Origin of the sequence: Aestuariivita sp., from assembly GCF_021404545.1 — a bacterium.
GTDB lineage: Bacteria > Pseudomonadota > Alphaproteobacteria > Rhodobacterales > Rhodobacteraceae > Aestuariivita.
The window spans coordinates 14474-27068 of record NZ_JAAWWD010000014.1 but is presented as its reverse complement, the minus strand read 5'-3'; the positions used below and the strand labels follow the sequence as shown (position 1 = coordinate 27068).

13 protein-coding genes are annotated in these 12595 nt (G+C 62.9%); 7 read left to right on the top strand and 6 right to left on the bottom strand.

All coding sequences use genetic code 11. The features are described 5' to 3' along the window. Positions 1–29 precede the first annotated feature (29 nt). Positions 30–1202, top strand: coding sequence for a glutamine-hydrolyzing carbamoyl-phosphate synthase small subunit (gene carA / locus HEP69_RS07445; RefSeq protein WP_290557927.1), 1173 nt, complete (start codon positions 30–32; stop codon positions 1200–1202). Between the two features lie 72 nt (positions 1203–1274). Beyond that, positions 1275–3176: a glycosyltransferase gene (locus tag HEP69_RS07440; protein WP_290557926.1), complete on the top strand. Its 1902-nt coding sequence runs from the start codon at positions 1275–1277 to the stop codon at positions 3174–3176. A 15-nt stretch (positions 3177–3191) separates the two neighbouring features. Here the strand turns inward: HEP69_RS07440 and HEP69_RS07435 are convergent, their stop codons facing one another. Next, on the bottom strand, positions 3192–3845 hold the full coding sequence (locus HEP69_RS07435) for a GntR family transcriptional regulator (protein ID WP_290557925.1): 654 nt from the start codon (positions 3843–3845) through the stop codon (positions 3192–3194). Positions 3846–3947: 102 nt separating this feature from the next. Here HEP69_RS07435 and HEP69_RS07430 point away from each other — a divergent pair, with 102 nt between their 5' ends. From HEP69_RS07430 to HEP69_RS07420, 3 genes are all read left to right on the top strand, one after another. Continuing rightward, complete coding sequence (locus HEP69_RS07430) at positions 3948–4592, top strand: pyrimidine 5'-nucleotidase (RefSeq protein WP_290557924.1); 645 nt, start codon at positions 3948–3950, stop codon at positions 4590–4592. Positions 4593–4680: 88 nt separating this feature from the next. Then, complete coding sequence (locus tag HEP69_RS07425) at positions 4681–4929, top strand: hypothetical protein (RefSeq protein ID WP_290557923.1); 249 nt, start codon at positions 4681–4683, stop codon at positions 4927–4929. A gap of 72 nt (positions 4930–5001) precedes the next feature. Then, positions 5002–6198: a UbiH/UbiF family hydroxylase gene (locus HEP69_RS07420; protein ID WP_290557922.1), complete on the top strand. Its 1197-nt coding sequence runs from the start codon at positions 5002–5004 to the stop codon at positions 6196–6198. Positions 6199–6265: 67 nt separating this feature from the next. On the opposite strand, the gene HEP69_RS07415 is transcribed toward HEP69_RS07420, so the two are convergent. The 3 genes from HEP69_RS07415 to HEP69_RS07405 form a co-directional block, all read right to left on the bottom strand. After that, on the bottom strand, positions 6266–7393 hold the full coding sequence (locus HEP69_RS07415; RefSeq protein ID WP_290557921.1) for an aminotransferase class V-fold PLP-dependent enzyme: 1128 nt from the start codon (positions 7391–7393) through the stop codon (positions 6266–6268). A 129-nt stretch (positions 7394–7522) separates the two neighbouring features. Continuing rightward, the gene (locus HEP69_RS07410) at positions 7523–7981 is read right to left on the bottom strand and encodes an Lrp/AsnC family transcriptional regulator (protein WP_290557920.1); all 459 of its coding nucleotides are present in this window, start codon (positions 7979–7981) and stop codon (positions 7523–7525) included. Then, positions 7978–8433 (bottom strand): Lrp/AsnC family transcriptional regulator, encoded by a 456-nt coding sequence (locus HEP69_RS07405; RefSeq protein WP_290557919.1) that lies wholly within the window; start codon positions 8431–8433, stop codon positions 7978–7980. The genes HEP69_RS07410 and HEP69_RS07405 overlap by 4 nt, the downstream gene beginning before the upstream one ends. Positions 8434–8565: 132 nt before the next feature. Here HEP69_RS07405 and ilvC point away from each other — a divergent pair, with 132 nt between their 5' ends. Beyond that, positions 8566–9588 carry a ketol-acid reductoisomerase gene (ilvC, locus tag HEP69_RS07400; RefSeq protein WP_290557918.1) on the top strand — a complete coding sequence of 341 codons (1023 nt, stop codon included), beginning with the start codon at positions 8566–8568 and terminating at the stop codon, positions 9586–9588. A 72-nt stretch (positions 9589–9660) separates the two neighbouring features. Here ilvC and HEP69_RS07395 read toward each other — a convergent pair whose 3' ends face one another. After that, the gene (locus HEP69_RS07395; protein ID WP_290557917.1) at positions 9661–9831 is read right to left on the bottom strand and encodes a hypothetical protein; all 171 of its coding nucleotides are present in this window, start codon (positions 9829–9831) and stop codon (positions 9661–9663) included. Between the two features lie 480 nt (positions 9832–10311). Here HEP69_RS07395 and HEP69_RS07390 point away from each other — a divergent pair, with 480 nt between their 5' ends. After that, on the top strand, positions 10312–11232 hold the full coding sequence (locus HEP69_RS07390) for a DMT family transporter (RefSeq protein WP_290557916.1): 921 nt from the start codon (positions 10312–10314) through the stop codon (positions 11230–11232). A 13-nt stretch (positions 11233–11245) separates the two neighbouring features. Here the strand turns inward: HEP69_RS07390 and glmM are convergent, their stop codons facing one another. After that, positions 11246–12592, bottom strand: coding sequence for a phosphoglucosamine mutase (gene glmM / locus HEP69_RS07385; RefSeq protein WP_290557915.1), 1347 nt, complete (start codon positions 12590–12592; stop codon positions 11246–11248). Positions 12593–12595: the final 3 nt, after the last annotated feature.

Sequence of the window (12595 nt, the reverse complement as noted above, 5' to 3'; positions counted from 1 at the left end):
AATTTGCGCATCGAGGAGATCGCCACGCCATGGCCCCCGCAGCCCCCCAAACACCGACCGCCTGCCTTGCCCTTGCCGATGGGACGGTGTTTTACGGACAGGGGTTCGGCGCCACCGGTCAGACGGTGGCAGAGCTGTGCTTCAATACCGCGATGACCGGCTATCAAGAGATCATGACCGACCCTTCTTACGCCGGGCAGGTCGTGACCTTTACTTTTCCGCATATCGGCAATGTCGGCGTGAACCCCGATGATGACGAGACCGGCGATCCGGTCGCCGAGGGCATGGTGGTCAAATGGGATCCGACCACGCCCTCGAACTGGCGTGCGGCCGAGGAGCTGAAGACCTGGCTGACCCGGCGCGGACGTATTGCCATCGGGGGCGTCGACACCCGTCGCCTGACCCGCGCAATCCGCCAACAGGGCGCGCCGCATGTGGCTCTGGCCCACGATCCCAGCGGTCAGTTCGATATCGCAGCGCTGGTCGCGGCGGCGCGCGGGTTTGCGGGCCTCGAAGGGATGGATCTGGCCCGCAAGGTCACCTGCGCGCAATCCTATCGCTGGGACGAGATGCGGTGGGCCTGGCCCGAAGGCTATACCCGCCAGAGCGATCCCAAGTTCAAAGTGGTCGCCGTCGATTACGGGGCCAAACGCAACATCCTGCGTTGCCTGGCCAGTGCCGGGTGCGATGTGACCGTCCTGCCCGCGACCGCCACCGCCGAGGATGTCCTGTCGTATCGGCCCGATGGCCTGTTTCTGTCGAACGGGCCCGGCGATCCGGCTGCGACCGGCCGCTATGCGGTGCCGATGATCCGGGACGTGCTTGAACGGTCAGAGATGCCGGTATTCGGGATCTGCCTGGGCCATCAGATGCTCGCCCTCGCGCTGGGGGCCAAAACGGTCAAGATGAACCACGGCCATCACGGCGCAAACCATCCCGTCAAGGATATGGAAACCGGCAAGGTCGAGATTACGTCGATGAATCACGGTTTCGCGGTAGACGCCCAGACCCTGCCCGAGGGCGTTCTGGAAACCCACCGCTCGCTGTTTGACGGCTCGAACTGTGGTATCCGGATGGCCGATCGCCCCGTCTATTCGGTGCAATACCACCCCGAAGCCTCGCCCGGGCCGCAGGACAGTTTTTACCTCTTTGAGCGCTTTGCCAACGCGATGGACACACAAAATGACAGAATGTCGCAGTAATGCGGGGTGAATTTACCTCCCATTAACTAAGGGTTGCCATGCCTGCCTTAGTCATTGACCAAGGCAAAGCCTATGAGCGAAGCGCGGCTATCCCTGCACACTCCGATCCGGACCGCGCCCTTTGATCAGGATCGCCGCCCCTTGGGCCGATATCTGGTCGAAGCCGGCAAGATCACGTCGGCACAGCTTGTCCGTGCCCTGGAAAGACAACAGAGCGTTGACGCCCCGCTTGGTGACATCCTCGTCTCTGCCGGGGCCACTACCGACGCGGACGTTCTGGCCGCCATCGCCGCACAGAGCGCCCTTTACATCGTGGATCTGAAAGCTGAACCGCCCGATCCGAAGCTGGTCCGATTGGCCCCGCGCGATCTTTGGATCAAACACCGGTGCCTGCCTTGGATGCGGCTGGGTAACGCCGTTCTGGTGGCCGGGGACCGACCAGACGCGATCCGCGCGCTGCAAGCCGAATTGCCAAAGGAGTTTCCGCCCATCGTCCCGGTGCTGGCATCGGAAGGCCACGTGATGGACGCCATCGCACGGACATTGCGAGAGGAGCTGACCGCCTTTGCCGAGGCGCGCGTGGATCACCGGTTCAGCTGTCGACACTGGCGCCCGATCAGCCGAACCACCCTGGCGGCGATCCTCGTGGCGGCGGCGGCGTTCCTGGCGTGTCTGGTGACCGCTCCGACGCTGGTAACCGCGATGCTCTGCACGGTTGCGTTGATCTGCCTCCTTTTCATCACCGCTCTCAAACTGGTGGGCACCCTCTCCCATCTCAAACCGAACGTGCCCGGCCCCGCGGCCACACCACACCAGCCGCCAGAGCGATTGCCCCGGATCTCGGTTATGGTGCCTCTGTTTCGCGAAACCGAGATTGCCGGGGCGCTGATCAAGCGCCTGCATCGGCTGACCTATCCTCGGGTTCTGATGGACGTCATTCTGGTGCTGGAGGAAAAGGATACACTGACCCGCGAGGCCCTGGCCCGCTGCGATTTACCCGGATGGATCCGCGTGGTCGAAGTCCCGGATGGCGGCGGCATCACCACCAAACCCCGCGCGCTGAACTATGCGCTGGATTTCTGCCGGGGCGAGATTATCGGGATCTGGGATGCCGAAGACGCCCCCGCCCCCGACCAGCTGGAGCGTGTAGCCGCCCATTTCGCCAATGCCGCCCCGGATGTCGCGTGTTTGCAAGGCATATTGGATTACTATAACCCCCGTGCCAACTGGCTCGCGCGGTGTTTCACAATCGAGTACGCTAGCTGGTTCCGGGTCGTTCTGCCGGGCCTGGCGCGGCTGGGTCTGGTGATCCCGCTGGGCGGTACCACCCTCTTTCTGCGGCGCGACAAGATCCACGAAATGGGGGGCTGGGACGCCCATAACGTGACCGAGGATGCCGATCTGGGCGTGCGGATCGCGCGGTTTGGCTATCGCACCGAACTGATCCTGACCGCCACCCACGAAGAGGCCAATTGCAGGCCCTGGCGCTGGGTCAAACAGCGCTCACGCTGGCTCAAGGGGTTCATGGTGACCTATGGTGTCCATATGCGCCATCCGCGCGCCTTGCTCGCCGATATCGGCTGGAAGCGGTTTTTGGGCCTCCAGGCGTTTTTTGTGGGCACGCTGTCGCAGTTCCTGCTGGCGCCCCTGTTGTGGAGTTTCTGGCTCAAGGCCTTTGCGTTGCGCCACCCGACCGAGGATTACTACTCCACAACGGTTCTGACGCTGATCTTTGGGCTGTTCTTCGTGACGGAACTGGTCAATCTGATCGTGGCGCTGATCGCCGTTTCCAGCAACGAACACAGGTTTCTGATGCCCTGGGCCGTGACCCTGCCGGTCTATTTCCCGCTGGGCGCGCTGGCCGGATACAAGGCCCTCTACGAAGTGATGGCCAAGCCGTTTTACTGGGACAAGACCCAACACGGGCATTCCCAGCCCGAGCTGGAGACCCAGGCGTCCTCCAACACGCAATAGATGCAGGCTGCGGTGTTACCCTTGCGCCTCGCGCCGGTCGGCATCCTGTTTCAGCCGGGTCATGAAAGCGATGGAGATATGCTCGCACAGCGCGTGATCTGCGGCTTCCTCGTCACGCGCCTCAATCGCACGCACGATCCCGTCATGCTCGCTCTGCGCGATCTCACCACGACCATCGGCGGCAAGCGAGGTCGTCGCCATAAGCGCCATTGTGCGATGCACCAGGTCTAGCTGCTGAACCAGATAGCGGTTATGGGAGGCCAGATGGATCTGTTTGTGAAAGCGCCTGTTTGCCCGCGCCAGGGCGGCGGGATCATTGATCAGCGCATCATCGGCCGTCACCATCGCCCGCAAAAGCGCGACCTCCTCGGGCGTGGCATGTCGCGCGGCCAGCCGGGCCGCCAACCCTTCCAGCTCGCGCCGGACGATATAAAGCTCGGACATCTGGTTATGATCGAGCGAAGCGACGATCAAGGACCGCCCGTCACGCTCCAAAAGCGATTGCGTTTCAAGCCGTTGCAACGCCTCGCGGATTGGCGTGCGCGACACGCCGAACCGATCCGCAAGATCGCTTTCCACAAGCCGGTCGCCGGGCTTATAGACCCCCATATCGATCGCTTCGAGGATCAGGCTATACGCGTCTGTTTGCACGGGCGGTTTTTGCGTCATGGTCTGCCATCAGATCTCTGGATGTGCCTGTCTAGCGTTTGAGTGGCTGTTCAATCAAGCCCGCCGTTGAATTCCGCGCCTGAGCATCCTAGGACCGATGACATGGTAAAAGATGCATTCTCACATGTTTCACAATGGGTGTTCGATCTCGATAACACCTTGTACCCGCCCCGCGCGCGGCTCTTCGATCAGATCGAGGTGCGCATGACACAGTTCGTGATGGACGCCTTGGGCGTGGAGAAACCCCAAGCCGATCACCTGCGCCGCCATTACTGGCAGCTCTACGGCACCACTCTGGCCGGATTAATGCGCGAACACCAAGTGGATCCAGGGCCTTATCTGACCGATGTGCACGATATCTCTCTGGATCACCTGGAAACCGACGCGGACCTGGCCGGCCACATCCGCGCCCTGCCCGGGCGGCGGATCGTCTACACCAACGGCACCGCGCCCTATGCCGAACGCGTTCTGGAGGCGCGGGGATTGAGCGGTCTGTTTGACGCCGTCTACGGCGTCGAACATGCAGGCTTTCGCCCAAAACCCGAACGCGCCGCCTTTGAAGAGATCTTTGGCCAGGACGGGATTGAGCCCGGAAAAGCGGCCATGTTCGAGGATGATCCGCGCAATCTGACAGCGCCGCACGAAATGGGCATGCGCACGGTTCACGTAGCCGAAACCCCGGTCGAGGCCGACCATATTCACCATCACACAGATGACCTTACGTCCTTTCTGAAAAACCTTATCTAAACCATCGGAAATGCGACAGTTTGGCCCTCCTCCGCTGCCGCAGAACGCCTATCTCAGGCTGACCGTGCTAAACAGGAGAAACGATCACATGAGTGCTGCCTATATCCCCCACCGCCACCCGTTTTGGATGCGGCTTTTTCTGGCTATTCCGGTTATCGGCTGGGTCGCGCGCGATCTGCTGTTCGGTGACAAGGACAATATCTGGTTCGCGTTGGTAGCCTTTGTGAGCCTGTGGATGTCGGCCGTTCTGGTCTTTGGTCTGCCGGGGCTCTATCTGCCCGCGCTGGCCCTTGTGCCGATCATGTTTGTTCTGCTCGTGCTCTACTCCTGGGGATAGGCCCGCGGCGTCAGGATGTCGCTTGGCACCCTTCCGGGCCTGGCCTAGATTGCCGGGAAAGGAGCGGTATCAATGGATTTTGACTGTGACATCCTGATTTCCGGGGGCGGGATCGCAGGGCTGACGGCAGCGGCCTGTTTGGCTGTGGCCGGATTCCGTGTGATCTGCGTCGACCCGGCCCCCCCCGTCACGGACCGCGATGCGGATGGGTCCGATCTGCGGACCACCGCGATCCTGCAACCGGCGCGCGCGCTTTTGGAGCGTGCGGGGCTTTGGGGGCGATTTGCCCCGCATGCCGCGCCGTTGCAGATCATGCGCATCGTCGATGCAGGCGGGGAGATCGCGACCCCGCGTGTCACGCGCGAATTCAACGCCGCCGATATCTCGGACCAGCCATTCGGGTGGAACCTGCCCAATTGGCTGTTGCGGCGCGAATTGGTGGCGCGGCTGGCCGAGATCGAAAATGTCGATTTCCGCCCCGGGACGGCGACCACCACGCTTTTTACCCGCCAGGCCGAGGCCCGGGTGGGTCTGAGCGATGGCGGTCGCATCCGCACCCGGCTGGTACTGGCCTGTGACGGGCGCGCCTCGCCCATGCGGGAGGCGGCGGGGATTGGTACCCGCATCAAGCGCTATGGGCAAAAGGCGCTGGCCTTTGCCGTCACCCACCCGATCCCGCATGACAATGTCTCGACCGAAATCCACCGCACGGGCGGTCCATTCACATTGGTGCCCCTGCCGGATTATGACGGGCGCCCCTCCTCTGCCGTGGTGTGGATGGAGGAAGGACCCAAGGCGGCCGAGCTATTGCAGATGGATATCCCGGCCTTTGAGACCGCGATGTCGGTGCGGTCCTGCCATCTGTTCGGCCCCTTCACCCTGGCCTCACGTCGCACGATCTGGCCGATCATCACCCAAGAGGCCGAGCGGCTTGCGGGCGAGCGGCTGGCGCTGATGGCGGAGGCGGCCCATGTGGTTCCCCCGATTGGCGCACAGGGGCTGAACATGTCGCTGGCCGATCTGCGCTGTCTGCTGGATCTGGCGGACGCGCGCCCCGAGGGGTTGGGGGACGCGCAGATGCTGGACGCCTATCATCGCGCGCGCATCGGTGAGATCCGGCTCAGGGCACAAGGCATCGATCTGCTCAACCGGGCGTCAATGGTGAGCGGGCAGCCGTTGCGTGATGCCCGCGCCAAGGGTCTGGATGCGCTTTACGCGCTGGCACCGGTACGGCGGACCTTGATGCAGATGGGGCTGGGCGTGCGCTGAGGGATCAGTGCCGGACTGGGGGCCAGCCCCCAGACCCCCGCCGGTATTTGGAAAGACAAGAAAGCCTTCAGAGCACCTGGTCCACCACGCGGCGCAAGCGCGCAACGGTGCCCGCGACATCGTAGAGCTTGTCGAGGCCGAAAAGACCGATGCGGAAGCTTCTGTAATCGGCGGGCTCGTCGCATTGCAGGGGCACACCGGCCGCGATCTGCATGCCGTGTTCGGCGAAGGCCTTGCCGGACTGGATATCGGGATCGGTGGTGTAGCAGACCACGACGCCCGGCGCACCGAAGCCATCGGCGGCCACGGAAACGATGCCCTTTTCGGCCATCATGGCGCGCACCGCGTCGCCGAGCGCCCATTGCGCCTGCTTGAGCCGGTCAAAGCCGTAGTTGCGCGTCTCGCGCATCGTGTCGCGAAATGCGCGCAACCCATCGGTGGGCATCGTGGCATGATAGGCGTGACCGCCGTCTTCATAGGTCTGCATGATCTGGCGCCATTTCTTGAGATCAATGGCAAAGCTGTCGGAGGTCGTCTCGGCCAGGCGTGCCTCGGCCCGGTCCGAGAGCATCACGAGGCCCGCGCAAGGCTGCGCGCTCCAGCCCTTTTGCGGGGCGGAGATCAGGACATCGACGCCGGTGGCGGTCATGTCGACCCAGGCACAGCCCGAGGCGATGCAATCGAGGACCATCAGCGCGCCGACCTCATGGGCCGCCGAGGCCATAGCTGAGATATAGGTGTCTGGCAGGATCACACCGGCACTGGTTTCCACATGCGGGGCGAAAACGATGTCCGGCTTTTCGGCCCGGATGGTGGCCACGACATCCTCGATCGGGGCGGGCGCGAAGGGCGTCTGGCTTTGATTGCCCGCGCGGCGCGCTTTGAGCACGGTGGTCGAGGCGGTCAGATCTCCGGCCTCGAAAATCTGGCTCCAGCGGTAGGAGAACCAGCCGTTGCGCACCACCATCACGTTGGCGCCACGGGCAAACTGGCGCGCGACGGCTTCCATCGCGTAGGTGCCGCCACCGGGAATGACAGCCACGTTATCGGCGTTATAGACCTCTTTAAGCATCTCGGAGATATCGGTCATGACCTTCTGAAAGGCCGCCGACATATGATTAAGGGATCGGTCGGTGAAGACGACCGAGAATTCTTCAAGCCCGTCAGGGTCCACGGTATCGAGCAGAGCGGCCATCATCGTTTCCTTTTCCACGTTGCCTCGCAGATGTAGCGGTGGTCCCGAACAGAGGCAAAGGCCTCGTTGCCGCATAGGCCGAGACAGACCGCGTGCCATGTTGCCCATCCGAAACCCGCGCCCACGATGCTAGCCAAGCGGACCCGGTCGGCGTTCTTCACTCAAGAGCACATTGGCCTCAACCTCGCCCGCGCCGGGCAGGGTCATGATCCGGCGTCTGAGAATCCGCTCGAAATCCGGAAGATCGCGCGCGACCACGCGCAGCCGGTAGTCATAGAGTCCCAGCACATGTTCGACCGTCTGCACCTCGGGAATCGCGGAAACCGCACGCTCGAAATCATCCAGGCTGACGCGGCCCTTGGTGGCCAGCTTGATGCCGAGAAAGACCGTCACACCGTAGCCCAGCTTGTCCGCATCCAGCATCAGACGGCGGCCCGCCAGAATGCCCGCCTCCTGCAACCGTTTGATGCGCCGCCAGGCGGCGGGTTGCGACACACCGAACCGGCGCGCGAGGGCGCCTGCGCTTTGGCGTGCGTCGTGGGCCAGCGCGGTGAGCAGTTTGCGGTCGAGATCGTCCAGATCGCTCATATCGGCAACGCCTCTTCGGATTTGATGCGGGCGACATGCATCAGCGCCTCGATCTCGGCGATATGCGGCAGGGTCAGAATGCGGTCGCGGTAGACCTCCTGATAATGCGCCATATCGCGGGCGATCACCGACAGGCGCACATCGACACGACCCAGGAAGGTCTGCATTTCCAGAACCTCCGGCACCGAACGGGCCGCGTCGAGAAACTCGTCAAAGGCACGCGGCTGGGTCTTGTCGAGCGTAAAGCGCAACGACACCTCCACGCTGTAGCCCAGCTTTTGCCAATCGATCCGGGCGCAGACGCCTTTGAGAATGCCAACCTCCTCCAGGCGGGCGATGCGGCGGGTGATGCTTTGCGGGCTGAGCCGTGTCCGTTCGGCAAGCTCCGCATGGGACAAGGTCGGGTCCGACTGAAGGTATCGGAGGATGCGGCGATCTTCGTCCTTGAGCATGATGATTCCCGAAATAGCCTTTGCAGAGAATGAATTTATCGTAATTGGCTCCAGAAATACACTCATCATATCTGTATTGCCCGGCCGGTGGCGCGTAGAACATCGACATCACGAACCGAAAGGACCCATATCATGCGCGTTTATTATGACCGCGATTGCGACATCAACCTGATCAAGGACAAGAAAGTGGCCATTCTGGGCTATGGCAGCCAGGGCCACGCTCACGCGCTGAACCTGCGCGACAGCGGTGCCAAGAACCTGGTCGTCGCGCTCCGCGATGGATCGGCCAGCGCCAAGAAGGCCGAAGGCGAAGGGCTCAAGGTTATGGGCATCGCCGAGGCCGCCGCATGGGCCGACCTGATCATGTTCACCATGCCCGATGAATTGCAGGCCGAAACCTATCGTAAATATGTGCATGATAACATCCGTGAGGGTGCCGCGATTGCCTTTGCCCACGGTCTGAACGTGCATTTCGGCCTGATCGAGCCGAAACCCGGTGTCGATGTGATCATGATGGCGCCCAAGGGCCCGGGTCATACCGTGCGCGGCGAATACACCAAGGGCGGTGGCGTGCCCTGCCTGGTGGCCGTGGACAACGACGCGTCGGGCAAGGCGCTTGAGATTGGCCTGTCCTATTGCTCAGCCATTGGCGGCGGCCGCTCCGGCATAATCGAGACGAATTTCCGTGAGGAATGCGAGACCGATCTGTTCGGTGAGCAGGCCGTGCTCTGCGGCGGTCTGGTGGAGCTGATCCGCATGGGGTTCGAGACCCTGGTCGAGGCCGGCTATGCCCCCGAGATGGCCTATTTCGAGTGTCTGCATGAGGTCAAGCTGATCGTCGATCTGATCTATGAAGGCGGCATCGCCAACATGAATTACTCGATCTCGAACACCGCCGAATATGGCGAGTATGTCTCCGGGCCGCGCGTGCTGCCTTATGACGAGACCAAAGCGCGGATGAAGGCGATCCTGACCGACATTCAGACCGGCAAATTCGTGCGCGACTTCATGCAGGAAAATGCCGTGGGTCAACCTTTCTTCAAGGGCACGCGCCGGATGAACGACGCGCATCAGATCGAGGAAGTCGGCCAAAAGCTGCGCGGCATGATGCCGTGGATTTCCGCCGGCAAGATGGTCGACAAGGAAAAGAACTAGACTGCGCAACCCGGCAACGGCCCTGCATTTCTTGCGGGGCCGTTTTCTGTCGGTCGGCTCATGGTCTGGCCTTTACACGTCTTGCGGCGCCCCATGCGATGGGCCGTCCTTGGCCAAGGTGCTTCTCTTGCTGTCGGGATCGTTGCGGCGATCCTCGACGTTTTTCTTGCTGAGCAGCGCGAACAGAACCACGGCGAGCATGGTGCCTAGCGCCAGCGTCACGAGCAGGAATGTCAGATCCATCGGGCGGTCTCCTCTGTCGGGTATCGGTGCAGAATACCGTCACGAAACGCGCAAACCGGCGGAAAAGTTCCGTTTTTGCGTCTTTGCAGAGCGCACGCCGGGGCCTGCGGATCAAAGGGCCACGATACGGCGCCGCCATCCGACCTTCGCTTACAGCGACAGCGCGCCACGACAGATCCTGACAGATCTAAATGACGTTTTGCTCTGGAACATTCGCGCGAAGCTTGGGCGGCCTGTGCCCAAGACGCGGCTGGCTCTTGCAAGATGTCCCATGCCTGAATTTGGGGGGCCAGCGCCCTTCCCCGGCCAGCGACCGGGAGCTTCACGCACAGCGCGTTTCGAAAGATTGACCACTCCACGAGAGCTGGATCGGATCCGCGACAGGAAGGTCTTGCGGTCCCGGGATGCGTGTACCACAAGCTCAGGGAAGACCCGATGGTGCAGGCGGGCACCCCTGTCTGCACCCCCAAGGAACGCCGAATGATCCAAGCGCCGGACATCACATGGAAAAGCTGGGCCATGGTCGGCATTCTCGGCCTGACCTGGGGCGGGACGTTCCTGGTCACGGAACTTGCGCTGGACGGCATCACCCCCTTCTGGCTGGCAGCCGCCCGGATCAGCTTCGGCGCGGCGATGACCCTGCTTATCTGGAGCGCGTTGGGATGGAAGCTGTTTCTGGAGCGCCCCCAGCCCAGCCAGTGGAGCGCGCTTTTGCTGGTGGGCGCGCTCAGCTCGGCCATACCGTTCATGTTGCTGGCCTGGGGGCAGCAATATGTGACGGCAGGCTTTGCCGGGGTCAGCATGGCGGCAGTCGCGTTGATCATTCTGCCGCTGGCGCATGTGTTTGTGCCGGGCGAACGGATGACCCTGCGCCGTTCTACCGGGTTTGCGATTGGATTTGTGGGGGTCGTTGTGCTGATCGGCGCGCAGGCGTTTGAAAGCACCGGCACGTCGCTGGAACTGCCGGGGCGGATTGCCTGTTTTGCCGCTGCAAGCTGCTATGCCGTCAGCTCGATCCTGATGCGCCGATTGCCGGCCGTGGACCCCATTGGGCTGGCCACGGTTCTGATGGTCGTCGGGACAACGATTGTGGTTCCCATCGCGTTTGTTATCGAGGGTCCACCGCCCCTGCCCGACGCCCGCACCTTGTGGATCCTCGCCTTTCTGGGCCTCGTGCCCACGGCGGGCGCCAATTTCCTGCGGGTGATGGTGGTGCGCACGGCGGGTCCGGTGTTTATGTCGCTGACCAATTACCAGGTCCCGCTGTGGTCGGTTCTTCTGGGTGCCTGGCTCCTGGCCGAACCGCTGCCGCCGTCGCTCCTCTGGGCCATGGCTCTGATCCTGGGCGGTGTCGCGCTCAGCCAGTACGGGGCGCTGACGCGATTGTTCCGGCGTGCGTGACGCGCTGCGCCCCTCAGGCCGAGACCGCGTCGGCCACGGCGTCAACGACACTGTCGACGGTCCGCTCCAGCAGGGCCGGGTCCTCACATTCCGCCATCACGCGGATCAGAGGCTCGGTGCCGGATTTGCGGATCAACAGGCGCCCCTGCCCCTCTAGCTGATCCTCCGCCGCCGCGATGGCCGATTTCACGCCCGCACGCTCCAACGGTGTCTGACCCGCAACGAAACGAACATTCTTGAGAAGCTGCGGCACCGGCGTGAACTGCTGGGTGAGTGTCGAGGCCGCTTCACCCGACCGGATCATCTCGGCCAGAAAATGCAGACCCGCCATCAGCCCGTCACCCGTGGTGGCAAAATCGCTCATCACGATATGACCGGATTGCTCACCGCCCAGATTAAAGCCTCCCGCGCGCATCCGCTCCACCACATAGCGGTCGCCCACGCCCGTGCGTTCCAGCCGCAGGCCATGGGCCTGCAAGTGTCGTTCCAGCCCCAGGTTCGACATCACCGTTGCCACCAGCGCGCCGCCCGACAGACGATCCTCCGCCGCCCAGCGCGTGGCCAGAAGCGCCATGATCTGATCGCCATCGGCAATCGCGCCCGTCTGGTCGATCAGGATCACCCGGTCGGCATCGCCATCCAGGCAAATGCCCACATGCGCGCCATGGGAAACGACCGTTTCGGCGGCAACTCGGGGCTGGGTCGACCCGCAGCCCTGGTTGATATTCGTGCCATTGGGGCTGACCCCAACCGGGATCACGTCCGCGCCCAGCTCCCACAGGATTTCCGGCGCGGCCCGGTGCGCGGCCCCGTTGGCGCAGTCAATCACCACCTTGAGCCCGTCGAGCCGAAATTCACGCGGCAATGACGCCTTGAGCCGCTCGCCATAGCGAAACCGCGCGTCGTCGATCCGCTTGGCGCGCCCGATATTGCCGGGTCTGGCGGCCTCGACACCGGCGTCGATCAACGCCTCGATCTCGGTCTCGGCCTCATCGCTCAGCTTAAAGCCATCCGGGCCAAAGAACTTGATGCCATTATCCTCGGCCGGGTTATGGCTGGCCGAGATCATCACGCCCAAATCGGCGCGCATCGACCGGGTCATCAGACCCACCGCAGGCGTCGGCACCGGCCCCAGCAACAGCACGTTCATCCCCGTCGACGTCAGACCCGCGGTCAGCGCACTCTCGAACATATAGCCGGACAGGCGGGTATCCTTGCCGATAACGACCCGGTGCACGCCCCCCGCCTCCCGACGAAAGAACCGGCCCACGGCCGCCCCGATCTTGAGCGCCATGTCGGCGGTCATTGGATGATGATTGGCGGTGCCGCGCACGCCATCTGTCCCAAAAAGCTTTCGCATGGT

Coding starts and splice junctions, on each gene's coding strand:
- HEP69_RS07405 (WP_290557919.1), bottom strand. CDS start 8,433: ATGCTCAAGGACGAAGATCGCCGCATCCTCCGATACCTTCAGTCGGAC.
- HEP69_RS07435 (WP_290557925.1), bottom strand. CDS start 3,845: ATGACGCAAAAACCGCCCGTGCAAACAGACGCGTATAGCCTGATCCTC.
- ilvC (WP_290557918.1), top strand. CDS start 8,566: ATGCGCGTTTATTATGACCGCGATTGCGACATCAACCTGATCAAGGAC.
- HEP69_RS07390 (WP_290557916.1), top strand. CDS start 10,312: ATGATCCAAGCGCCGGACATCACATGGAAAAGCTGGGCCATGGTCGGC.
- glmM (WP_290557915.1), bottom strand. CDS start 12,592: ATGCGAAAGCTTTTTGGGACAGATGGCGTGCGCGGCACCGCCAATCAT.
- HEP69_RS07430 (WP_290557924.1), top strand. CDS start 3,948: ATGGTAAAAGATGCATTCTCACATGTTTCACAATGGGTGTTCGATCTC.
- HEP69_RS07420 (WP_290557922.1), top strand. CDS start 5,002: ATGGATTTTGACTGTGACATCCTGATTTCCGGGGGCGGGATCGCAGGG.
- HEP69_RS07415 (WP_290557921.1), bottom strand. CDS start 7,393: ATGGCCGCTCTGCTCGATACCGTGGACCCTGACGGGCTTGAAGAATTC.
- carA (WP_290557927.1), top strand. CDS start 30: ATGGCCCCCGCAGCCCCCCAAACACCGACCGCCTGCCTTGCCCTTGCC.
- HEP69_RS07425 (WP_290557923.1), top strand. CDS start 4,681: ATGAGTGCTGCCTATATCCCCCACCGCCACCCGTTTTGGATGCGGCTT.
- HEP69_RS07395 (WP_290557917.1), bottom strand. CDS start 9,831: ATGGATCTGACATTCCTGCTCGTGACGCTGGCGCTAGGCACCATGCTC.
- HEP69_RS07440 (WP_290557926.1), top strand. CDS start 1,275: ATGAGCGAAGCGCGGCTATCCCTGCACACTCCGATCCGGACCGCGCCC.
- HEP69_RS07410 (WP_290557920.1), bottom strand. CDS start 7,981: ATGAGCGATCTGGACGATCTCGACCGCAAACTGCTCACCGCGCTGGCC.